This is a genomic window from Amycolatopsis eburnea, assembly GCF_003937945.1.
In the GTDB taxonomy this organism is placed as follows: domain Bacteria; phylum Actinomycetota; class Actinomycetes; order Mycobacteriales; family Pseudonocardiaceae; genus Amycolatopsis; species Amycolatopsis eburnea.
The window spans coordinates 194,144-215,387 of record NZ_RSEC01000032.1 but is presented as its reverse complement, the minus strand read 5'-3'; the positions used below and the strand labels follow the sequence as shown (position 1 = coordinate 215,387).

The window sequence follows — 21,244 nt, the reverse complement described above, 5'->3', positions numbered from 1 at the left end:
ATGTTCTGGCGTCCCGCGTTCGAGGTCGACTTGGGGAGGGTCCTGAGTCCGCTGAAGCGCGGCCGCGGGTCGCTGAACATCCTCACCGACGAGCGCGGGATCACCTGGCTCGCGTCGAACACCGCGGACGGCCCTGGCACGCTGGCGCTGCGCCGGCTCACCGACGGGCGGATCGAGGCGGCGGCCTGGGGTGACGGGAAAGATCGCCTGCTCAGCGGCGTCCCGGCACTGCTGGGGGCGGAGGACGACGACAGCGGGTTCGTCGCGCACCACGACGTCGTCGCGCGGGCCCGGCGGGCGAACCCCGGGCTGCGGCTGGGTGCGACGGGCGTGGTGTGGGACTGGCTGGTGCTCGCCGTGCTGGAGCAGAAGGTCGCGGGCAAGGAGGCGATCCGGTCGTGGGCCGAGCTGTGCCGCCGGTTCGGCGCGCCGGCGCCCGGGCCCGGGCCGGAGCGGTTGCGCGTGCCGCCGACGCCGGTGGCGCTGCGCTCGCTGCCGGACTGGCACTGGCACCGCGCGGGCGTCGACATCAAGCGCCGGACGGCCCTGCTCAACGCGGCTCGCGTCGCCGCCCACCTGGAGCGGGCCGTCCAGCTGCGCGGGCTCGAAGGACGGCACTGGCTGCGGCAGGTCCCGGGCATCGGCGTCTGGACGGCGGCGGAGATCGCGCAGCGCGCGTGGGGCGACCCGGACGCGGTGAGCTTCGGCGACTACAACATCCCGTCGATGGTCGGGCACGCGCTGGCGGGCACGAAAACGGACGACGCGGGGATGGCGGAGCTGCTGGCGCCGTACGCCCCGCAGCGGCAGCGGGCGGTCCGGTACCTGGAGGCGGCCGGGCACACGCGCCCGCGCTTCGGGCCCCGCATCGAGCTGCGCGACTACCGCGCCATGTGAGGCCCTTCGAGGCCAGGTGGCCCACCGGCGACGCCGCGCCCGGCGAGCCGTCGCACCTTGGCCTTGCGTTCGGCTACTGCTGCGGCGGCGGGGGATAGCCGCCCGGCGGGGGCGGGTACGGCGGCTGCTGGCCGGGGTACGGCGGCTGGGGCGGGTAGCCCGGGGGCTGCTGGCCCGGGAAGCCCTGCTGGGGCGGATAGCCCGGCTGCTGGTAACCCGGGTACTGCGGCGGGTACGGCGGCTGCTTGGGCTTGCTCGAGTTGACGATCAGCAGCACCGCCCCGACGATGCCCCCGAGCACCACCAGGATGATCAGCAGCATCAGCACGCTCACCATCAGCCATTCCCCTCGTCGAGCGCGGCGCGGACGATCGACAGCGCCTCGGCGGAACCCAGGCCCAGCTTACGAGTGACCTGCGCGTACTCCGCGGCGGCCTCTTGGGCGCGGCGGCGGCTCTGGTCGCCGGCCGCCGCGACGAAGCTGCCCGCGCGGCCGCGTGTCTCGATCAGGCCCGCTTCCTCCAGCTCGCGGTAGGCGCGCGCGACGGTGTTCGGGGCGATGCCGAGGTCGGCCGCGAGCTGCCGGACCGTCGGCAGTTTGGTGCCCACGGCCAGGCTCCGGTCGTTGATCCGCGCGGCGAGCCCGGACCGGACCTGCTCGAAGGGCGGCACCGAAGAGGAGCTGTCGAAGGGGACGATCACCAGCTCTGCGGCCCCGCTCCCGGACCCGGCAGCGGCTGCTGCGGGAACGACGGCCCTTGCGGCGCGTACTGCTGCGGCGCGGGCGGGTACCCCGGCTGCTGCGGGAAACCCTGCTGCGGCGAAGGCGGGTAGCCGGGCTGCTGCGGGAACCCTTGCGACGGCGGCGCGGAACCCGCTTGCGCCGGAGGGAACCCCGGCTGGGGCGCGGCACCCGTGGGCGCGAACCCCGGCTGGGGCGCGGAACCCGCTTGCGCCGGGGCGAATCCGGGCTGCGGCGCGGCACCCGGTGGCGCGAACCCGGGCTGGGCTGCGGAATCCGCTTGCGTGGGCGCGAACCCTGGCTGCGGCGCGGCACCCGGTGGCGCGAACCCTGGCTGGGCTGCGGAACCCGCCTGCGTGGGCGCAAACCCCTGTGGCGCCGCGGCACCCTCGAACCCGGGCTGCTGCGGGAACCCCTGCGACGGTGGCGCGGAACCCGCGAACCCTTGCTGCGGCGGGAAGTTCGGCGGGAACTGCCCGCCGTTCTTCATCGCCTCTTCGCGCCGCATCTTCGACACGCGCACGATCACCGCGATGATGAACACGATGACGCCCAGGATGATCAGCCCGAGCACGATGTAGCCGAACACCCCGGTGTCCCCACCGCTTCCGGAGTGGTAGTGCACCCGCTCGGGGAACTGCGTGGCCATGTGGTCCCTCCCTGTCCGCGTCCCAGGCTAGTGCCCGGCACCGACAGGAACGGCCGCTTTCACCAGATCGGCGAGATCTTCCGACCCCGCCGGGAGCGCGTCCGCCGGCCACCACCGCAGGTCGTCGGACTCGTCGCTGCGCACCGGCGAAGCACCTGCCGGCGCGCGGACCGCGAACCGGACGTCGAAGTGGCGCGTCGGGACGCCGAGCGAGCACGTGATCGGGTGGACGTCCAGGTGCACCGGCTCGGCCGAGATCCGCAGGCCCGGCATGCCGGACTCCTCGGTGGCCTCCCGCAGCGCCGCTCCGGCCAGCGACGTGTCCGACGGCTCGCAGTGCCCGCCGAGCTGCAGCCAGCGGCCGACTCGCGGGTGCAGCGTGAGCAGCACCCGCGTGCCGGTGTGGTCCAGCAGCACGGCCGACGCCGTGAGGTGCCCGGCCGCGCACGAGCGCTGACAACTGTCCTCGCGTGCCGCCAAGAAGCCGAGGAACGCCTGCCGCAGGGATTCCTGCGCGGGATCCTCCGGCCGCCACGAATCCAGCGTCGCGACGGCGTTCGCGTGCAGCGTCACAGCTCCAGCAACCCTTCGCCCGGCGAGACTTCCCCGCGCGGGGGCGGCGATTCCAGCGGGACGCCGATCGCGACCGAGCCCAGCGGCTGCCAGCGCTCGTCCAGGCCGAGGACGTCCCGCACGAGGTCCGCCGCGAAGATCGTCGACCCGATCCAGCACGAGCCGAGCCCTTCGGCCGCCAGCGCGACCAGCAGGCCCTGCACCGCCGCGCCGCCCGCCACGGTGAACATCGTCTTCTCGCAGGCGTTGCGGCGGTCGTCGCGGTAGGTGTGGGCGCCGTCCGGCACCAGGAACGGGATGACGACTTCCGGTGCCCGGTACAGGATGTCGCCGCGGCTGAGCCGCTTCGCGATCTGCTCCTCGGTGAATTCGTCGCCGGCCAGGTCGGCCCGCCACGATTCGCGCATGGCGTCGAGCAGCTTCTTGCGCGTTCCGCCGTCGCGCAGCCAGACGAACCGGACCGGGTGCGTGTGGTGCGGCGCGGGCGCGGTCAGCGCGGACCCCACCGCCCGCCGCAGCGCGTCGGGATCCACCGGCTCGTCCGCGAACCGGCGCACCGATCGCCGGGCCGGGACGGCTTCCCGGCGCCCCTGCGCGATGGCTTCGTTGGTGCCCAGCCGGAAGAGGTCCTCTTCCAGCGGGCGGATCAGGTTCCGCGCGGTCGAGCCGTCGTCGACGAGGTCGAGCCCGCGCACCACCGCGACCGGCATCCCGCCCAGCTTGCCCTTGACCAGGTCGGCGGCCGCCGCCAGTTCGTCGGCGACGGCGACCTCGGTGACGGCGAGCTCGTTGCCCTGCCCGTCGATCTGCCCGCGGTAGGCGTGCAGCACGCGCAGCCCGGACGCGCCGATCGCGTTGTCGGTCTGCCCGACGCGCCAGGCGCGGCCCATCGTGTCGGTGATGATGACGGCGACCTCGACGCCGAGCCGTTCGCGCAGGCCGTTGCGCAGCGCCAGCGCGGAGGCGTCCGGGTCGGCGGGCAGCAGCGCGACCTCGTCACCGGCCACATTGGACGCGTCGATCCCGGACGCGGCCTGCACGATGCCCAGCGGGTTCTCGGTGATCACCGTGCGCGCGATCCGCGCGACCACCCGCACGGCCTCCTGCTCGACGAGCTTGCGGCGTTCGGCGTCGCGGGCCTCCGGGTCGGTCGGCACGCGCACGAGCCTGCCCTCGGCCTTGGAGACGATCTTGCTGGTCACGACCAGGACGTCGCCCGAGCGCAGCCAGGGCGCCGCGGCGACGATCGCGCCGGTCAGGTCGTCGCCGGGGCGGAACTCCGGGAGCCCGGGGACGGGCAGGATCTCCAGCTTGGCGGAAGCGTGGTCACTCAACAGGGGCTCCGGCGAGTTCGAGCGCCGCGCGGGCCATCGCCGCGGTCGCGTCCACATCGGACATCAGCAGCGGGACGTCGCGGACGGTCACGCCCGGTACGTCGGCCGTCTCGCCCTCGGCGATCAGCCAGCCGTCGAGCACGCCGCCGTCCTTGCGCGAGCCGTAGTGGCGGCCCACCGCCTCGGCCGACGTCTCGACGCCGATCGCGTCCAGGCAGGCGTCGGCCATCCCGCGCAGCGCCTTGCCGCCGATGATCGGCGACACCCCGACGACCCCGGCCGACGTCTTGCGCAGCGCCTCCCGGACCCCCGGCACGCCCAGCACGGTGCCCACCGACACGACCGGGTTCGACGGCGCGAACAGCACGGCGTCGGCGTCCTTGATCGCTTCGAGGACGCCCGGCGCGGGCTTGGCCTCGTCGGCGCCGACCGGGACGATCGAGTGCGCCTTCGGCTCGGCGCGGTAGCGCACCCACCACTCCTGGAAGTGGATGGCCTTCTGCTGCCCGTCCTGCTCCGGGTCGTCGATCACGACGTGCGTCTCGACGCGGTCGTCCGACATCGGTAGCAGCCGGACGCCGGGCTGCCAGCGGTCGCACAGGGCCTCGGTCACCGCCGAGAGCGGGTAGCCCGCGCGCAGCATCCGCGACCGGATCAGGTGGGTGGCGATGTCCTTGTCGCCGAGCCCGAACCAGTCCGGGTCGGCGCCGTAGGCCGCCAGTTCCTCCTTGACCACCCAGGTCTCGCCCGCGTGCCCCCAGCCGCGTTCCTTGTCGATCCCGCCGCCGAGGGTGTACATGCAGGTGTCCAGGTCGGGGCAGATCCGCAGCCCGTGCATCCAGACGTCGTCGCCGGTGTTGACCAGCGCCGTCACCTCGTGCTCGGACTCCGAAGCACCTTCCGGTGCCATGCCCAGCGCTGCCTTGACACCCAGCAGGAAGCGGGCCCCGCCCACTCCGCCGACCACTACCACGATCTTCACGACGTCGAATCCTCGCACGAGCCGGGTGCGGGCACCCAGTACCGGTATCTGTGGTGCGGGGCGTAGCCGAGCCCCGCGTAGAGCGCGAGCGCGCCCGTGTTCCCCTCCGCCACCTGCAACACCGCGCGGTCCGCTCCCTGTTCCACGCCCCAGGTTCCCAGCGCCGCCATCAGCGCCGACGCCAGCCCCCGCCGCCGGTGCGCCGGGCGCACCGCCAGCCGTCCGACGTGCAGCCAGCCGTCCACCAGCGCCCCGCGGACCACGGCCGTGGTCACCTCGCCGTCCTCCACGACGCCGTACCCGACCTTCCCGCCGGTCAGCACAGCCCGCGCGGCCGCCGTATCGCCGTCCGCCCCGAGCACCAGCTCCCACCACCCGGGAGTCGGTTCGTCCGCCACTTTCACGTGAAAGTGGCGGTTGTCCACACCCGAGGCCGCCGCTTTCACGTGAAAGTGGCGGTTGTCCACAGTGAGGACGACGACCTCGTGGCCGGCGCCGTGGGAAGTGGCCGGGAGCCAGCCCGCGGCGGCGATCGCGTGCTCGTTCGGGCTGTCGCGGACCACCTGCGCCATCGGCGGGATCCCCCGATCGTGGGCGAAGTCACACACCGCCCGCAGGGCCTCCGCCGCGGGACGGCCGGGGTCCCCGACGGCGAGGACGCTGTTGGCGCGCCCGGTGAAGCCGTCCGCCCAGCGCAGCCGCCACTCGCCCAGGTACTCCTCGACCACCGGCGGCCATGCTCTGCTGCAGGCGATTTCGAGCGTCTCCGGTGTGTTCACCGCTAGATTGTGACGGAGGCGGTGAAGGCCGCGGAACGGATTTCCGAGGAGGTGGCCGTGGGCATCCAGCGCAAGGACGAGCGGCACAACGAGAAGCTCGTCGACGAGATCTCCGAGGGGTTCAACCGGGCCGTGGGGGAGAAGAAGGCCGAGGACGAGGCCCCCAAGCCGCGCTTCGTCATCACCGGCGACGCCCGGGCGACCCCGCCCCCGCGCCGCCGCGAGCGGTGAGCTCCATACCCGGGGTATGGCTAAGGCTTGCCTCACCAACCGAACGGGTGCCGATGCCGCGTAATGTCGGCACGGACTGGCTGTTTGCAGAGAAAAGCAGGAGTGCGCAGTGACCTACGTGATCGCCGAGCCCTGCGTCGACGTGCTCGACAAGGCGTGTATCGACGAGTGCCCCGTGGACTGCATCTACGAGGGCGAGCGGATGCTGTACATCCACCCCGACGAGTGCGTCGACTGCGGCGCCTGCGAGCCGGTCTGCCCGGTCGAGGCGATCTACTACGAGGACGACGTCCCGGACAACTGGTCGGACTACACCAAGGCCAACGTCGACTTCTTCGACGAGCTGGGCTCGCCCGGCGGCGCCTCCAAGGTGGGCAAGACGGCCAACGACCCGGCCTTCATCAAGGCGCTGCCCCCGCAGGGCGAATGAGCCCGGTCGCGCTGCCCGACTTCCCCTGGGATTCGCTCGCCGAGGTCAAGGCCACGGCGCAGGCGCATCCCGGCGGGGTCGTCGACCTCTCCATCGGCACCCCGGTCGACCCGGTCCCGGCCGGCATCCGCGACGCGCTGGCGTCGGTTTCGGAGATCCCCGGGTACCCGACCACGCACGGCATCCCGGCGCTGCGCGCGGCCGCGATCGCCGCGCTCGGGCGCCGGCACGGGGTCACGGGCATCGAGCCGGACGCCGTGCTCCCGACGATCGGGTCCAAGGAGGCCGTGGCCTGGCTGCCGCGCCTGCTCGGCTTCGGCGCGGGTGACCTCGTCGTCATCCCGGAGCTGGCGTACCCGACGTACGAGGTCGGGGCGCTGCTGGCGGGCGCGTCGATCCTGCGCGCCGACAGCACGTTCGCGCTCGGCCCGCAGAAGCCGGCGATGATCTGGCTGAACTCGCCGTCCAACCCGACCGGCAAGGTGCTCCCGGCCGAACACCTGCGCAAGGTCGTCGAGTGGGCGCGCGAGCGGGACGTCGTCGTGGTCTCCGACGAGTGCTACCTGGCGCTCGGCTGGGAGGCCGAACCGCTGTCGATCCTGCACCCGGACGTCTCCGGCGGCCGGACCGACGGCCTGCTCGCGGTCCACTCGCTGTCGAAGTCGGCGAACCTGGCCAGCTACCGCGCCGGGTTCCTGACCGGTGACCCGCGCCTGGTCAAGCAGCTGCTCGACATCCGCAAGCACGCGGGCATGATCGTGCCGCGCCCGGTCCAGGAGGCCATGGTCGCCGCGCTGACCGACGACGAGGCGCTGGAAGCCCAGCGCGGCCGCTACGCGCGTCGCCGGCTCGTGCTGCGGAAGGCGTTGGAGGACAACGGCTTCCGCGTCGACCACTCCGAGGCCGGCCTGTACCTGTGGTCCACCCGGGACGAGGACGCCCACGCCACCGTCGCGTGGCTGGCCGAGCGCGGGATCCTGGTCGCGCCCGGCACGTTCTACGGCCCGAAGGGCGGCAAGCACGTCCGCGTCGCGCTGACCGCGACCGACGAGCGCGTCGACGCCGCCGTGGAGCGGCTCACTCAGTAGTCGTGGCCGGTCAGGCCGCGGTAGACGAACCGGGTCAGCAGCTCGATCGCCTCTTCGTCGGTCGGCGGGGTCCAGCCCGCCGGTGAGCCGTGCAGCCACGTCGCCGCGAAGGCGTCGACGAGGTTGTACATCAGCATCCCGCAGCGGTCCGGCGTCGTCGGCAGCTTCAGCCCGGCGCGGGTGACGTGCGCGAGGTGGTCGTCGAGGTCGGCGGCCTGGGAAGCGCCGAACCGCGCGAGCGTGCGCGCGAACGACTCGCTGACCATCGCCGCCTGGCGCAGCGCCAGCATGGTCGCGGCGTTGTCCCGGTAGAACTCCCAGTACTGCCGGACGTGCCAGCGCACGGCCGCCGGGTCGCTGAAGTCGTTCAGGTGGTCCTCGCGCTCGGCGCTCTCGTCGCCGGACGCCGCGATATCGGCCAGGAGCGCCTCGAGCAGCTCTTCCTTGCCCGCGAAGTGGTTGTAGAACGACCCCGCGGCCCGCCCCGCTTCGGCGGTGATGTCGGTGATCTTGGTGTTCAGGTAGCCCTTGCGCGCGAAGACGCGCTTGGCCGCGGCCTTGAGCGCGTCCGCCGTCTCGGCGGCCTTCTCCTTGCGGCTCGTCGCCGTCATCGGCACCTCCCTTGACACGGGACGCTAGCAGCGCCATTCTGAATCCAGATTCACTGAATAGCAATTCACTGGGAGGATGACATGGACACACGGGTGCTGATCGCGGGGGCGGGACCGACCGGGCTGACGCTGGCCATCGAGCTGGCGCGGCGCGACGTCCCCGTGCGGATCATCGACAAGGCGGAGGCGTACTTCGTCGGCTCGCGCGGCGACGGCATGCAGCCGCGCACGCTGGAGGTGTTCGAGGACATCGGCGTGCTCGACGCCGTGCTGGCCGCGGGCATGGCGCCGGTGCCGATGAAGATCCACCTCGGCGGTGCGGTGGTCGGCGAGCGGATGATGTTCGACCCGGTCGAGCCGACGCCGTCGACGCCGTACCCGACCGGCTGGTTCCTCGGCCAGTCGCAGACCGAGGGCATCCTGCGCGACCGGCTGGCCGAATTCGGCGTGCGCGTCGAGCTGAACACCGCGCTGACCGGGTTCGAGCAGGACCCCGACGGCGTCACGGCCACGCTGAGCACGGGCGAGACCGTGCGGGCGGCGTACCTGGTCGGCGCCGACGGCGGGAAGAGCTTCGTGCGCAAGGCGCTGGGGATCGCGTTCGAGGGCACCACCGACGAGTCGATCCGGATGCTGCTCGGCGACGTCCGGGCCGACGGGCTCGACCGCGCGTACGGCCACTGGTTCGCGACGCCGGACGAACCGATGAACGGCATGATGTTCAGCCCGCTGCCGGGGACCCCGCACTTCCAGTTCGGCGCCTCGCTCGGCGACGGCGAGACCGACGTCGAAACGGCGTTGCCCGCGGTGCAGGCCCGGCTCGACGTGCTCAGCGGCGGCACGGTCAAGCTGTCCGACCTGGCCTGGTCGACGGTGTGGCGGCCGAACGTCCGGCTCGCGGAGCGCTTCCGCGACGGCCGCGTGTTCCTGGCCGGCGACGCGGCGCACGTCCACCCGCCGACCGGCGGCCAGGGCCTCAACACCGGCGTCCAGGACGGCTACAACCTGGGCTGGAAGCTCGCCGACGGCGCTCCCGAGCTGCTCGACAGCTACGAGCCGGAGCGGCGCGCGGTCGCGGCCCGCGTGCTCGGCGTCTCGACGGCGCTGCTGCAGAAGTACGTCGACGGCGACGAGGACGCCCACCGCCGCGGCGAGGACACCCAGCAGCTGGACGTCGGCTACCGCGGCGGCCCGCTGTCCCCGCCGGGAACGGGCGAGCTGCGGCCGGGCGACCGGGCACCGGACGCGCCGCTGGTCGACGCGAACGGCAAGCGGGTCCGGCTGTTCGAGCTGTTCCGCGGCCCGCACTCGACGGAGCTGGTGTTCGGCGAGGGCGAGACCTCGGGGTACCGGATCCTGCCGGCGGGAAGCGTGGCGACGGGCACGGACCTGGTCGACGACGGCGGCCACGCATACGCGGCTTACGAGGCTTCGGCCGGTCGGCGCGTGCTCATCCGGCCGGACGGGTACGTCTGGTCGATGTCCTGATCACGACATCCCGCCCGCGCCGCACCCGGCGGCCGCGCCGGTCTGGGGGCGGCCGAACTGCCATGAAAGGGTCGTTCATGTCGTCAGGCGAGGTGAACGACCCTTTCATGACGTGCGGGCAGCCGGGGCCCCGGCCGGTCCGGCCCACCGGCGCCGGCCGTGGCGAGTGGTGCCGCGCGGGCCTGCGATGTCTTGAATGACTCATTCAAGACCTCAGGCGTGCAGGGCCTTCGCGGCGCGATCCACCGCCGCCCAGGAAGCCCGCCAGGCCGCGCGGGCCTCGGCGCGGCGGGCCAGCTCGCGCTCGGCGATGCGGCCGGCGACGAAGCCGACCTCGCCGTCGGCCGTCGCCAGCACCGCGCGCATCCGCTCGGCCGCGATGACCGCGTCCTGGTGGTCGCCCAGCACCGTCTGGAAGTCCTTGGTCGCCTTGATCAGGGCCTTGATCCGCTTCGCGCGCTTCTTCTTCGCCGACGTCTGGGCCAGCTCGGCGGCGTAGCGCAGCTTCTTGCCGTGGATGCGCAGGGCGTGCAGGTCGTCGTCCGGCGGGTCGGCGGGCAGCGCGCGGACGGCCTTGGCGAGCTTGCGGTGCGGCTTCGCGAGCCCGCCGACCAGGTCGTGCGGCTGGTCGGGCACCTCGGCCGTCGACCGGGTCAGCAGGCTGACCTCGCGCAGCAACGTCGAGTAGCGGGCGCTGGTCAGGGCCTGGGTCAGCCGCCGTTTCGCCGCCGCGCGCTCGGTCACGAACCGGGACACCAGGCGGTGCCCGGCGGCCTGGTCGCGGACCTCGAAGTCGGCGATGACCTCGCGCAGGTGCCCGATCAGGACGTCGTAGTCACGCACCTCGCCGAGCGACTGCCCGAGCCAGCCGAGTTCCGCGCGCACCGGCTCGGCGCCGTCGCCGACCAGCCGGCCGGACAGCTTGAGCACGCTGCGCATCCGCCGCAGGGCGACGCGCATCTGGTGCAGGTCCTCGGGGTCCGCGCCCGATCGCGTGCCCGGTTCGTACGCGAGCAGGGCGCGGATCTCCCGGTCGAGCTTGGCCCGCACGTGGTGCCCGGCCGGGTCGGCGGGCCCGGCTTCCACCGGTGCGTCGGGCAGGCCCAGCTCGGCCGGGGTGCGAGGCAACGATTCGGTGGTCACCTCATGAATGGTAGGTGAACGAACGCGCTCAGTCGTTGGCGTGCAGCATCGCGTTCAGCTCGACCCCGGTGCCCGTCCGCGGCACGACCTCGACCGCGCCGGTGCCCGAGTTGCGGCGGAACACCGCGCCGGAAATGCCGTTGAGCTCGAGGGCCTTCACGACCTTGCCCTCGACGACGACCTTCGTCCCCGCCGTCACGTACAGGCCGGCCTCGACGACCGAGTCGTCGCCCAGGGAGATGCCGATGCCGCCGTTCGCGCCGATCAGGCAGCGCTCGCCCAGCGAGATCGTCTCCTTGCCGCCGCCCGAGAGCGTGCCCATGATCGACGCGCCGCCGCCGACGTCCGAGCCGTCGCCGACGACCACGCCGGCCGAGATCCGGCCTTCGACCATGGACGCGCCGAGCGTGCCGGCGTTGAAGTTGACGAAGCCCTCGTGCATGACCGTGGTGCCGGACGCCAGGTGGGCGCCGAGCCGGACGCGGTCGGCGTCGCCGATCCGGACGCCGGACGGCAGGACGTAGTCGACCATCCGCGGGAACTTGTCCACGCTGTACACGGTGACCGTGCCGCGCGCCCGCAGCCGCAGGCGCGTCTGCTCGAAGCCTTCGACCGGGCACGGGCCGTGGTTGGTCCACACGACGTTGGCCAGCAGGCCGAACATGCCGTCGAGGTTCTGGCCGTGCGGCCGGACCAGCCGGTGCGAGAGCAGGTGCAGCCGCAGGTACATGTCGTGCGTGTCGGCCGGGGCGTCGGCGAGCCTGCCGATCGTGGTCCGGACGGCGACGACCTCGACCCCGCGGTCGGTGTCCGGGCCGAGCAGGCCCGCGGCCGCTTCGCCGAGGAGCTCGGTGGCTTCCGCCGCGCTCAGGCGCTCGGTGCCGGGCGTGCCACCCTCGACGAGCTTGGGCTGCGGGTACCAGGTGTCGAGGACCGTCCCGTCGGTCGCGACGGTGGCCAGCCCGACGCCGCTGGCGCCGGTCGTTTCGGGGTTCGGGCTCTGCTCGCTCACGGCCCTCACCGTAGTGGAGTGACGCGGATCAACCACTCGTGGGCTGCGCGTCTACCTGCTTCTTCAGGTCGCTCAGCGCGCCGGCGATGTCGGCGAGCGCCTGGGTGCAGGGACCGCCCGGGTCCGGCACGATCGTGCAGCCCGCGCTGCGGAACGCCTTCACGGCGGTGTCGAGCTTGTCCGCTTCGGCGACCAGCCGCGGGTCGCGGTCGTCCGCGCGCTTGCGGGCCGCGCCCGGGACGTTGCCGACCTCCGTGACGTACTTCTCACAGCCCTTCGGCAGCTGCGTGCGGGGGCTCGCGTAGCACTGGTCGGCGGTCAGCGCGTCGAGCTTCGTCGGGAGCGCGTCCGGGCCCGGCTCGCCGCCCCGCTTGGGCGTCGGGCCCGCTTCGCTGCCGCAGCCGGACAGGACCAGGACCAGCAACGCGCCGCCGACGGCGACTCCGAACCTACGCACACCCTCACGGTAGCGTGCCGGGCATGAGCCTCGACCTGCGCGCCGATCCCGTCGACCTGACCGCGGCCCTCGTGGACGTCTTCAGCGTGTCCGGTTCGGAAGCCGAGCTCGCGACGCTGGTGCAGGAAGCGCTTCAGGAACAGGCACCGCACCTCGAGGTCGTCCGCAACGGCGACGCCGTCCTCGCGCGCACGAACCTCGGCCGCGGCTCGCGGGTCGTGCTCGCCGGGCACCTGGACACCGTGCCGGAGAACGGCAACTTCCCGTCGCGGCGCGAAGGCACCGGCGACGACGAGGTCCTGCACGGCCTCGGCTCGGTCGACATGAAGGGCGGCGACGCCGTCTTCCTGCACCTGGCCGCGACGCTGCCGTCGCCGAAGCACGACGTCACCTTCGTCTTCTACGACAACGAAGAGGTCGAGGCGGTCAAGAACGGCCTCGGCCGGATCGAGCGCGAGCTGCCGGAGTGGCTGGCGGGCGACCTGGCGATCGTCGGCGAGCCGTCGAACGGCGTCATCGAGGCCGGCTGCCAGGGCACGATGCGCGTCGAGCTGCGGTTCACCGGGAAGCGCGCGCACACGGCGCGGGCGTGGATGGGCGAGAACGCGATCCACGCGCTGGCCGGCCCCCTGCGGCGGCTGGCCGAGTACGAGCCGCGGATCGTCGACATCGACGGCCTGACCTACCGCGAGGGCCTCCAGGCGACCGCGATCAGCGGCGGGGTGGCGGGCAACGTCGTCCCGGACGCGGCGGTGCTGACGGTGAACCACCGCTTCGCCCCGGACCGCTCCCCGGAAGCGGCGGAACGCCACCTGCGCGAGGTGTTCGACGGCTACGAACTGTCCGTTGTGGACCTGTCCCCGGGAGCGCTGCCGGGCCTCTCGGCCCCGGCGGCGGCGGAACTGGTGACGGCGGCGGGCGGCCGCGCGGCGGCGAAGCTCGGCTGGACGGACGTGGCCCGCTTCGCGGCGCTGGGCATGCCGGCGGTGAACTTCGGCCCGGGCAACCCGACGCTGGCGCACACGCAGCAGGAGAACGTCCGGACGGCGGAGATCCGTCAGGTCGCGGAGGTGCTGCGCAAGTTCCTGGGCTGAGCGCTGTGGCCGTCGTCACACTCGCCCATCCTGAGCTGCGGTGACGCAGCGTCGCCAGACGTCACCGCAACTTTTCGCCGTCCTCGCCCGTATCCACTGGTGAAGCCGCGCACCCGGGGAGGACCCATGCCCAAAACCGCTGGCCGAGCCGCGCTTGCCGGCGTGCTCGCCGTGGCGGTGGCCGTGGTGCTCACTGCCTGTGAGGGGCAGCCGGTGGCGGCGCCCGCGGCCGGGCCGATCCTCACCGCCATCGGGGAGGCGACCGCGTTGCCGCCGCCGCCCGAGGAACCCGCTGCGCCCGTGACGCAGGCCGCGCCCGTCGAGGTGGCCATCACCTTCCCGCGGACCGGGTCCGGGCAGTGGATGTTCACTCCGGGCAGCGACGAGGTCGCCGGCACCCAAGGCCGCCTGATGCGGTACCGGATCGCGCTCGAAACCGACATCGACGGCGTCGGGCCCGCCGACTTCGCCAAGAAGATCCGCGGCATCCTCGGCGACCCCCGCGGCTGGACCGCCGGCGGGCAGTGGCGGCTGCAGCAGGTCGGTCCCACCGACAGCGCCGACTTCACGATCTACCTGGCCACGCCCGCCAGCCGCGACAAGCTGTGCGGGGGCACGCCGGACAGCTACACGTCCTGCCGCAACGGCAGCAACGTCGTGCTCAACGTCGCCCGCTGGGCCAACGCCGTGCCGAACTACGGGGCCTCGCTCGACGTCTACCGCCAGTACATGGTCACGCACGAGACCGGGCACCGGCTCGGCCAGGGCCACGAGCTGTGCCCCGGCCCGGGGCGGCCAGCGCCGGTGATGGAGCAGCAGACGCTCGGGCTGCACGGCTGCGTCCCGAACCCCTGGCCGTTCCCGGACGGCGGCGGCCGCGAATACGCCGGCCCGCCGGGGGAGTACGACGACCCCATCCCGGCGGGCGACTCCTGAACTACCGGCCCTGCAACGACTTGACGTTGTCGCCGAACGTCCAGCCCTTCGAGCCGTCCCAGTTGATCGACCAGTCCATCAGGCCCTTGATCCCCGGAACCGACCGCCACGCCTGGGAAACCAGGCTCGGCGACATGTACCCGCCGCCCGCGCCGGGCTGCGCGGGCAGGCCCGGGACCTGCTTGTCGTAGGGGACGCGGATCGTCGTGCCCTGCACGACCAGGCCGTTGTTCAGGCACTGCGTCTGCACGGTGAAGCCCTGCACGGTCCCGGCCTGGTAGGAATCGCCGGCGCAGCCGTACATGGATCCGTTGTAGTACTGCATGTTCAGCCACCACAGCCGGCCGTTGTCCGCGTACTTCTTGATGATCGGCAGGTACGCGCCCCAGATCGAGCCGTAGGTGATGCTGCCGCCGGTCACGTACGCGGTTTCCGGCGCCATCGTGAGCCCGAAGCCCGCCGGCATCTGCGCGAGCACGCCGTCGATGATGCGGATCAGGTTCGACTGCGACGCCGAGAGCGTCTTGATGTTGCCGCTGCCGGTGAGCCCGGTCTCGATGTCGATGTCGATCCCGTCGAAGTTGTACTGCTTGAGGATCGGGACCACCGTGGCGACGAACCGGTCCGCCACGGTCGACGACGATAGGTCTATACCAGCGGCCGCGCCGCCGATGGACATCAGGATCGTCGCGCCCGCGGCCTTCGCCGCGCACATCTCGGTGGGCGTGGACACCTTCACGCCGGCGTCCATCCCGTTCTCCCACAACACGGTGCCGTCGGAGCGGATCACCGGGAAGGCGGCGTTGATGACGTTGTAGCCGTGCTGGGCCATCCGGCTGTCGGTGATCGGGACCCAGCCCAGGCCGGGGTGGACGCCGTTCGCGGCGCCGTCCCAGTTTTCCCAGTAACCCTGGAGGACCTTCCCCGCGGGACGCGGTTTCACCGCGCACGTGTCGGCCTGCACCGCCCCCTGCGCGGGGGCCGGCACGAGCAGCGGGACGGCCAGCACCGCTGCCAGGAGCGTTCCGAACAGGCGGGTTCTGCGACCGGACATACCGGCTCCCATCGTCGTTGAGGGGCGTACGCGGCGTGTCCGATCACGATATGGGCCGCGGGGAACCGGTGACTACCTACGAACGGGTGGTCTAGACAACCGTAGCTTTCACGTGAAAGCGCCCACCTGGGGGCGTAGCTTTCACGTGAAAGCTACGCCCCTCCGGGACTAGACGGTGAGGGTCCAGCTCGACAGGTAGCCGGTGTCGGCGGGGCCGACGTCTCGGATGCGGAGCTGCCACGCGCCGTTCGCGGCTTCCGAAGAAGCGTTGACGGTGTAGGTGGTGTCGAGGTTCGGCGTCGAGTCGCTGCTGGAGTTCTTCAGCCGGTACGCCGTGCCGTCCGGGGCCACGAGGTCGATGACCAGGTCACCGCGGTAGGTGTGGGTGATGTGCACCTCGACCTTGGTGGTGCCGGACGCGTTGCGCGCGCAGCCGGCGACGTTCGCCGTGCTGTTCACCGCGCTGGCCGGGTAGTCCGGGATGTCCAGGCGCGTCGAGTTGGTCACCGGCCCGCACGACGCCGTCCCGACGCCGAGCGTGAACGACGCCGTGTGGTCGACGTTCGCGCCGTCCGCGGTCACGGTGACCGGGAAGGTGCCGGTCGGGGTCGAAGCCGACGTCGAGATGGTCAGCGTCGAGGAGCCGCCCGAGGAGATGGTCGCCGGGCTGAACGACGCCGTCGCGCCCGCGGGCAGGCCCGAAGCGGACAGCGAGATGGACTGCGCGCTACCGGACGTCGTCGTGGTGTTCACCGCGACCTGCAGCGACTGTCCCGGTTGGACGGTGCCGGCCGTGGGGTTCAGCGCGACGGAGTAGTCGTTGCCCTGCGTCGTGGCGACGGCGAGCTTCCAGAGCGCGTACCCGATGGCGTCGGAGTTCTTCTCCAGCGGGGTGTCCGGGATGTTGGCCGTCGTGTCGCAGGCGCGGTGGTAGCAGTTGTCGAACGGCGAACCCGCGGTGCCGCCCCACTTCTGCGCCTGCGTCGAGCTCTTGATGTCACCGGCGCCGGTGGCCAGGCCGCCGACCGGGATGCCCGCGCTCTTGAACGACGCGTGGTCGGAGCGGCCGTCGCCTTCGCTGTCGCCCTCGGTCTGGATGCCGATGGAGGAGAAGTACTCGTCGAAGACCGCCTTGACCGAAGCGACGTCGTCGTAGACGAAGTAGCCCCAGTTCTTCGAGCCGATCATGTCGAAGTTGAGGTAGGTCTTGATCTTCGTGCGCTCGGTGCTCGGCAGGTTGTTGACGTAGTACTTGGAGCCGACCAGGCCGGACTCCTCGTCGGCCCACCAGGCGAACCGGACGCGCTTGGCCATCGCGGGGTTGGTGCGCGCCAGCGTCAGCGCGGTCTCGAGGATCGACGCGCTGCCGGAGCCGTTGTCGTTGATGCCGGGGCCGGCGCTCACCGAGTCGAGGTGCGCGCCGAGCATGATGACCTGGCTCGCGTCGCCCTGCGGCCACTCGGCGATCAGGTTCTGCGACTGGCCGATGCAGCTCGTGCACGTCTGCCGCGTGGTGGTGAACCCGGCGTTCTTGAGCAGGTTTTCCACATAGGACACCGATGCCGCGTACCCGCCGCCGCGCGGCGAACGCGTGCCGCCGTTGTTGTTGGCGATGGTCTGCAGCTGGTTGAGGTGGGCCTTGATGTTGGCCAGTGAGATGTCCGGCGCGGCGAGGGCGGCAGCCGGAGCGGCGGTGGCCGCCGGCGCGGTCACCACACCCAGCACAGCGGCCAGGGCGGTGACCCCGGCGCCGATCTTGCTCTTCCACTTCATGGCGGTGAATTCCTTCGGTGGGGGTTGGGGAAACGCCGTGAAGGACTCCTTACCGGCCCTAAGCGCCGGGAAGGAGTCCTTCACGGACTTCGGGGTGGTGCTACACGGTCAACGTCCAGGAGGACAGGTAACCGGTGTCGGCGGGGCCGACGTCTCGGATGCGGAGCTGCCACGCGCCGTTCGCCGCTTCCGAGGAAGCGTTGACGGTGTAGGTGGTGTCGATGTTCGGGGTGGAGTCGCTGCTGGAGTTCTTCAGCCGGTAGGCGGTGCCGTCCGGCGCGACCAGGTCGAGGACCAGGTCACCGCGGTAGGTGTGGGTGATGTGCACCTCGACCTTCGTGGTGCCGGACGCGTTGCGCGCGCAGCCGCTGACCGTGCTGGTGCTGCTCACGGCGCTCGCCGGGTAGTCCGGGATGTCGAGGCGCGTCGAGTTGGTCACCGGGGCGCACGAGGACGTCCCGACGTTCAGCGTGTACTGCGCCGTGTGGTCGGTGCTGGCCCCGTCGGCGGTGACGGTGATCGGGAAGCTGCCGGTCGGGGTCGACGCGGTCGTCGCGATGGTCAGCGTCGAGCTGCCACCGGAGGAGATCGTGGCCGGGTTGAACGTCGCGGTCGCGCCGGCGGGCAGGCCCGAGGCGGACAGCGTGATCGACTGCGCCGCGCCCGAGGTGATCGCGGTGCTGATCGTGGTGGTGGCCGACGCGCCCGGCTGCACCGAACCCGAAGCCGGGTTCAGCGCGACGGAGAAGTCCGGTCCGCCGCCGCTGCACGAGGTGGGCTCACCGGTCGCCGCGGTGACGGAGATGGCGTCCCACGCGGCCTTCGTGGCGTTGTACTCGGTGCAGCTGCCGGGGAAGAGCGCGATCGCGGCTTCGAGGGTCGCCTTGCGGGCGGCCTTGTGGTTCCACGACGAGGTCTTCTTCAGCAGGCCGTTGTAGAAGATCTTCCCGGCCTTCTGGATGCCGATGCCGGTGACCGACGAGTTGTTGCACGTCGGGCTCGTCGGCTTGCCGCCGCCCGGGTTCGAGCCCTCGGCCAGCAGGTAGAACCAGTGGTTCTGCGGGCCGGCCGCCGCGTGCACCTCGGTGCTCGGGATCGACGACGAGTAGCAGTTCGGGTCGCCGACCTTCGACGGCTGGTACATGTAGCGGATCGGGCCCTGGCCGACCAGGTTGACGCCCTCGCCGACCTCGTAGTCCGGGGTGTCCTTGGCGTTGTTCGCGTACGCCTCGGTCAGCGCGCCGAAGATGTCGCCGGTGGACTCGTTGAGCCCGCCGTTCTCGTTGCCGGAACCCGCGCCACCCGGGGTGGTCTGGAAGATGGCGTGCCCGTACTCGTGTGCGACGACGTCGATCGAAGTGGCCTGGCGCTGGTTGTCCTGCGAGTGGCCGAAGTGCGTCGACGAGCCGTTCCAGTAGGCGTTGACGTCGGACAGGCCCACCGAGGCCGGGTAGCCGCCGCCGTTGCCGTTGATGCCGTTGCGGCCCAGCCAGTCGCCGAGCATCTTCCATTCGGTCTGGGACCCGAACAGCGTGTCCACGCAGGCGGTTTCGAGGTCGGTGCCGGAGCCGTTGCCCCAGTTGTTGTCCGGTCCACTGTAGACGGATCCGCCTTCGCGGCCGCAGCTGAGGCCGGTGCGGGCGGGGTCGCGCATCGTGTAGGTGCTGCCGGACTGCGTGGTGTCGATGGAGACGTTGCCGACGTAGTAGCTGTTCCCCGTGCCGGCGACGTTCACCGTGCCGGGCTGGGCCTGGGTGCGGGCACCCGAGGAGAACGTCTTCACGTCGTCCCGCGTGTCGAGGACCGCGCCGGTCGCCGCGTCGACGAACACGTGCAGGTTGCTCGGCGCCTTCGCGGTGCGCCCGGCGACGACGACCTCGTACGCCAGCTTCGGGCTCGTGCCGCCCAGCACGACCTTTTCCGGCGTGCTCACACTGTCCACAGTGGGCAGTTGAGCGCGTGCGGTGGCGGCGGCCTTCGCGGCGTCGACGAGCGCCTGCGTCCCGACGGTGATCGGGGCGGTCTCGGCGGCGCTCGTGCCGCGCACCCGCCCGGCCCCGTCGGCGACGACGACCGCGTCCCCGCCGACGACCCGCAGACCCTGGTAGGTCCGCTGGTAGGCGCCGTAGAAGAGCCCGCCACCGCCGGCTGTGAGGCCGACGCGCTGGAAGGCTTCGGCGGGGCCGCGCTTGAGCGCGTCGAGGCCGCTGGCGGCCGCCTGGTCGGCGGCGCGGGCGGCGGCGACGTCCGGGGCGGCGGGCTGCGCCGCCGGGACCGCGCTCGCCGGGGTCACCGGCAGCGCGAGCGACATGGCGAGCCCGGCGGCGGCCGCCAAGCCCGTTCTGAACCCACGATGGGTCATCGAGGTCTTCCTTCCACGAAGAATGGGTGCGGTGAAGGAAAAGGGGGACGTGTCCCGTGGACCAACAGGAGCTATGCGTCCGGACGCATCCGAGTAAAGGATCAGCGGTTCCGGGCGTCAATGCGCCGAACGGACCAACACCCCGTTACGGATTCGCCGGTCAATTCGTACAAACCCCGCCGGTGCTGGGGATTCGCCGCGCGATCCGCACCGGAACGACTTTCGTAGGGACTGTCCCCGACACCATCCGAACGCCGGATGATCTCGATCACCGGGAAAACGACGTCAGTCGGCTTCCGCGCCCAGCGCGATGAGCCCGTCGCGCAGCACGTCCGCCGCCTCCGCCTGCTTCCCGGTCTCGCCGAGCAGCTCGCTCAACGGCCGCAGCGCGCGGACCAGCACCCCGCGCGCGCCCAGGCCGGTGGCCAGCTCGACGGCGGCGCGCAGGTCCTCGGCCGCGCGCCGGGCGTCGCCGCGGGCCCTGGCCAGCGAACCCAGCTGCAGCTTCAGTTCCGCGGCCAGCGCCGTGCCCGACACGACCGAGGGGCGGACCTGGTCGAGCAGTGCGGCCGCCGTTTCCAGCCGGCCCGCCGCCAGGTACTCGGCCGCCAGCTCGACGGTGATCGCCGGGACGTCGTCCGGCCACGCCGTCTCCCGCGCTGCGGCGAGGTCGGCCAGCGCGCCTTCGACGTCGCCCGCCCGGCCGCGGACGCGGGCCCTGGCCAGCAGGCAGTGCGCCATCGCCGGGTGCAGCGCCCGTTCCTGCATGAGGTCGTAAGCCGCGGCGACGGACGCGGCCGCGTCGGCGAAGCGGTCGGCCGCCAGGTGGCTGCGGCACACCTCGACGTGGCTGCGGGTCAGCTCGGCCAGCACCGCGGGGCCGCCCCGGGTGAGCCGCAGCGCCGAATCCGCGTACTCCGACGCCCGCTCCAGGTCGCCCTGGCGCAGGTGCCGCTCGGCCAGGCAGGCCCGCAGCGTCAGCAGCATCGACGGCTGGGGGTAGCCGTCGCGCAGCAGCTCCGCGTGGCAGGTTTCCAGCAGGTGCAAGGAATACTGCGCTTCGCCCCAGCCGGACAGCACCGCCGCGCGCAGCGGGACGACCATCGCCCGCACCGGCGGCGGCTCGCTCGACAGCGCCGTTTCGGCCTCCGCGACGTACTTCGTGCGGACGTCGCCCGTCGAGTACCCGGCCAGCCACAGCAGCGCGATCCCGGCCTGCCGCGGCCGGTCCAGGCGTTCGGCCTGGCGGCGGATCCGCTGCATGCGAGGGGCCGCGCGGCGGACGTCGCCTGCCAGGAACCGTTCCGCCGTCTCGATCAGCTCGAGGTCGAGTTCGAGCAGCTCGCGCGGGGACCGGCCGCCGAGCAGCTCGTCGGGGTCGATGCCGAGCTGCCGGGCGAAGAACCGCAGCGCGTCGCCCGACGGGGTCCGCGCGCCGGTCTCGACCGACGACACGTACGCCGCGGAGTACTGCGGCCCGGCGAGCTCGCGTTGCGTGAGCCCGCGTTCGGTGCGCAGCTCACGCAGGCGTTCGCCGACGCTCTCGCTCACCCAGGTGCCTTTCCGCCGTGGACGTCCAGGGTAGGCCGCGCGGTGGCGGGGGAGTCGC

22 protein-coding genes are annotated in these 21,244 nt (G+C 72.3%); 7 read left to right on the top strand and 15 right to left on the bottom strand.

What is annotated here, in order from left to right:
- On the top strand, positions 1-897 hold the full coding sequence (locus EIY87_RS08670; protein WP_125307141.1) for a DNA-3-methyladenine glycosylase family protein: 897 nt from the start codon (positions 1-3) through the stop codon (positions 895-897).
- 73 nt (positions 898-970) lie between these two features.
- Here EIY87_RS08670 and EIY87_RS08665 read toward each other — a convergent pair whose 3' ends face one another.
- The 7 genes from EIY87_RS08665 to EIY87_RS08635 are packed head-to-tail and all read right to left on the bottom strand — an operon-like array spanning position 971 to position 5,956.
- Positions 971-1,234 carry a hypothetical protein gene (locus EIY87_RS08665; protein WP_125307140.1) on the bottom strand — a complete coding sequence of 88 codons (264 nt, stop codon included), beginning with the start codon at positions 1,232-1,234 and terminating at the stop codon, positions 971-973.
- Positions 1,234-1,599 (bottom strand): GntR family transcriptional regulator, encoded by a 366-nt coding sequence (locus EIY87_RS08660; protein ID WP_125307139.1) that lies wholly within the window; start codon positions 1,597-1,599, stop codon positions 1,234-1,236. Before EIY87_RS08660 ends, EIY87_RS08665 begins: the two co-directional genes overlap by 1 nt.
- Positions 1,596-2,288 carry a hypothetical protein gene (locus EIY87_RS49115; RefSeq protein ID WP_125307138.1) on the bottom strand — a complete coding sequence of 231 codons (693 nt, stop codon included), beginning with the start codon at positions 2,286-2,288 and terminating at the stop codon, positions 1,596-1,598. Before EIY87_RS49115 ends, EIY87_RS08660 begins: the two co-directional genes overlap by 4 nt.
- Before the next feature lie 27 nt (positions 2,289-2,315).
- Positions 2,316-2,861 carry an NUDIX hydrolase gene (locus EIY87_RS08650; RefSeq protein WP_125307137.1) on the bottom strand — a complete coding sequence of 182 codons (546 nt, stop codon included), beginning with the start codon at positions 2,859-2,861 and terminating at the stop codon, positions 2,316-2,318.
- Positions 2,858-4,252, bottom strand: a complete 1,395-nt coding sequence (locus EIY87_RS08645; RefSeq protein ID WP_125307136.1) for a coenzyme F420-0:L-glutamate ligase — start codon at positions 4,250-4,252, stop codon at positions 2,858-2,860. Before EIY87_RS08645 ends, EIY87_RS08650 begins: the two co-directional genes overlap by 4 nt.
- A complete protein-coding gene (gene cofD, locus EIY87_RS08640) occupies positions 4,188-5,177 on the bottom strand; it encodes a 2-phospho-L-lactate transferase (RefSeq protein WP_125307135.1) in 990 nt (329 codons plus the stop codon). Before cofD ends, EIY87_RS08645 begins: the two co-directional genes overlap by 65 nt.
- Positions 5,174-5,956: a GNAT family N-acetyltransferase gene (locus tag EIY87_RS08635; protein WP_125307134.1), complete on the bottom strand. Its 783-nt coding sequence runs from the start codon at positions 5,954-5,956 to the stop codon at positions 5,174-5,176. Before EIY87_RS08635 ends, cofD begins: the two co-directional genes overlap by 4 nt.
- Before the next feature lie 57 nt (positions 5,957-6,013).
- On the opposite strand from EIY87_RS08635, the gene EIY87_RS08630 reads away from it, so the two are divergent.
- The 3 genes from EIY87_RS08630 to dapC all read left to right on the top strand — a co-directional run bounded on the left by EIY87_RS08630 (position 6,014) and on the right by dapC (position 7,705).
- Positions 6,014-6,187: a hypothetical protein gene (locus EIY87_RS08630; protein WP_086865078.1), complete on the top strand. Its 174-nt coding sequence runs from the start codon at positions 6,014-6,016 to the stop codon at positions 6,185-6,187.
- Positions 6,188-6,296: 109 nt separating this feature from the next.
- The gene (gene fdxA / locus EIY87_RS08625; RefSeq protein ID WP_072474489.1) at positions 6,297-6,617 is read left to right on the top strand and encodes a ferredoxin; all 321 of its coding nucleotides are present in this window, start codon (positions 6,297-6,299) and stop codon (positions 6,615-6,617) included.
- On the top strand, positions 6,614-7,705 hold the full coding sequence (dapC, locus tag EIY87_RS08620) for a succinyldiaminopimelate transaminase (protein ID WP_125307133.1): 1,092 nt from the start codon (positions 6,614-6,616) through the stop codon (positions 7,703-7,705). The genes fdxA and dapC overlap by 4 nt, the downstream gene beginning before the upstream one ends.
- Here dapC and EIY87_RS08615 read toward each other — a convergent pair.
- Complete coding sequence (locus EIY87_RS08615) at positions 7,699-8,316, bottom strand: TetR/AcrR family transcriptional regulator (RefSeq protein WP_125307132.1); 618 nt, start codon at positions 8,314-8,316, stop codon at positions 7,699-7,701. The genes dapC and EIY87_RS08615 overlap by 7 nt on opposite strands.
- Before the next feature lie 81 nt (positions 8,317-8,397).
- Between EIY87_RS08615 and EIY87_RS08610 the strand changes: the two genes are divergently transcribed.
- A complete protein-coding gene (locus EIY87_RS08610) occupies positions 8,398-9,804 on the top strand; it encodes an FAD-dependent monooxygenase (RefSeq protein ID WP_125307131.1) in 1,407 nt (468 codons plus the stop codon).
- A 213-nt stretch (positions 9,805-10,017) separates the two neighbouring features.
- On the opposite strand, the gene EIY87_RS08605 is transcribed toward EIY87_RS08610, so the two are convergent.
- From EIY87_RS08605 to EIY87_RS08595, 3 genes are read right to left on the bottom strand one after another with little or no spacing between them, the layout of a single operon-like run.
- Complete coding sequence (locus tag EIY87_RS08605) at positions 10,018-10,947, bottom strand: CHAD domain-containing protein (RefSeq protein WP_125307130.1); 930 nt, start codon at positions 10,945-10,947, stop codon at positions 10,018-10,020.
- A 28-nt stretch (positions 10,948-10,975) separates the two neighbouring features.
- Positions 10,976-11,959 carry a 2,3,4,5-tetrahydropyridine-2,6-dicarboxylate N-succinyltransferase gene (dapD, locus tag EIY87_RS08600; RefSeq protein ID WP_125307129.1) on the bottom strand — a complete coding sequence of 328 codons (984 nt, stop codon included), beginning with the start codon at positions 11,957-11,959 and terminating at the stop codon, positions 10,976-10,978.
- Positions 11,960-11,987: 28 nt separating this feature from the next.
- Positions 11,988-12,416: a hypothetical protein gene (locus tag EIY87_RS08595; RefSeq protein ID WP_125307128.1), complete on the bottom strand. Its 429-nt coding sequence runs from the start codon at positions 12,414-12,416 to the stop codon at positions 11,988-11,990.
- A gap of 23 nt (positions 12,417-12,439) precedes the next feature.
- On the opposite strand from EIY87_RS08595, the gene dapE reads away from it, so the two are divergent.
- Positions 12,440-13,510: a succinyl-diaminopimelate desuccinylase gene (gene dapE / locus EIY87_RS08590; protein WP_125307127.1), complete on the top strand. Its 1,071-nt coding sequence runs from the start codon at positions 12,440-12,442 to the stop codon at positions 13,508-13,510.
- 126 nt (positions 13,511-13,636) lie between these two features.
- Positions 13,637-14,446 carry a DUF3152 domain-containing protein gene (locus EIY87_RS08585; protein ID WP_125307126.1) on the top strand — a complete coding sequence of 270 codons (810 nt, stop codon included), beginning with the start codon at positions 13,637-13,639 and terminating at the stop codon, positions 14,444-14,446.
- Between the two features lies 1 nt (position 14,447).
- Here EIY87_RS08585 and EIY87_RS08580 read toward each other — a convergent pair whose 3' ends face one another.
- From EIY87_RS08580 to EIY87_RS08565, 4 genes are all read right to left on the bottom strand, one after another.
- Positions 14,448-15,500, bottom strand: a complete 1,053-nt coding sequence (locus EIY87_RS08580; protein WP_191984015.1) for a chitinase — start codon at positions 15,498-15,500, stop codon at positions 14,448-14,450.
- A gap of 168 nt (positions 15,501-15,668) precedes the next feature.
- Positions 15,669-17,273, bottom strand: a complete 1,605-nt coding sequence (locus EIY87_RS08575) for a M28 family metallopeptidase (protein WP_125307125.1) — start codon at positions 17,271-17,273, stop codon at positions 15,669-15,671.
- Between the two features lie 100 nt (positions 17,274-17,373).
- The gene (locus EIY87_RS08570) at positions 17,374-19,635 is read right to left on the bottom strand and encodes a M4 family metallopeptidase (protein ID WP_191984014.1); all 2,262 of its coding nucleotides are present in this window, start codon (positions 19,633-19,635) and stop codon (positions 17,374-17,376) included.
- 285 nt (positions 19,636-19,920) lie between these two features.
- Positions 19,921-21,186: a helix-turn-helix domain-containing protein gene (locus tag EIY87_RS08565; RefSeq protein WP_125307124.1), complete on the bottom strand. Its 1,266-nt coding sequence runs from the start codon at positions 21,184-21,186 to the stop codon at positions 19,921-19,923.
- Positions 21,187-21,244: the final 58 nt, after the last annotated feature.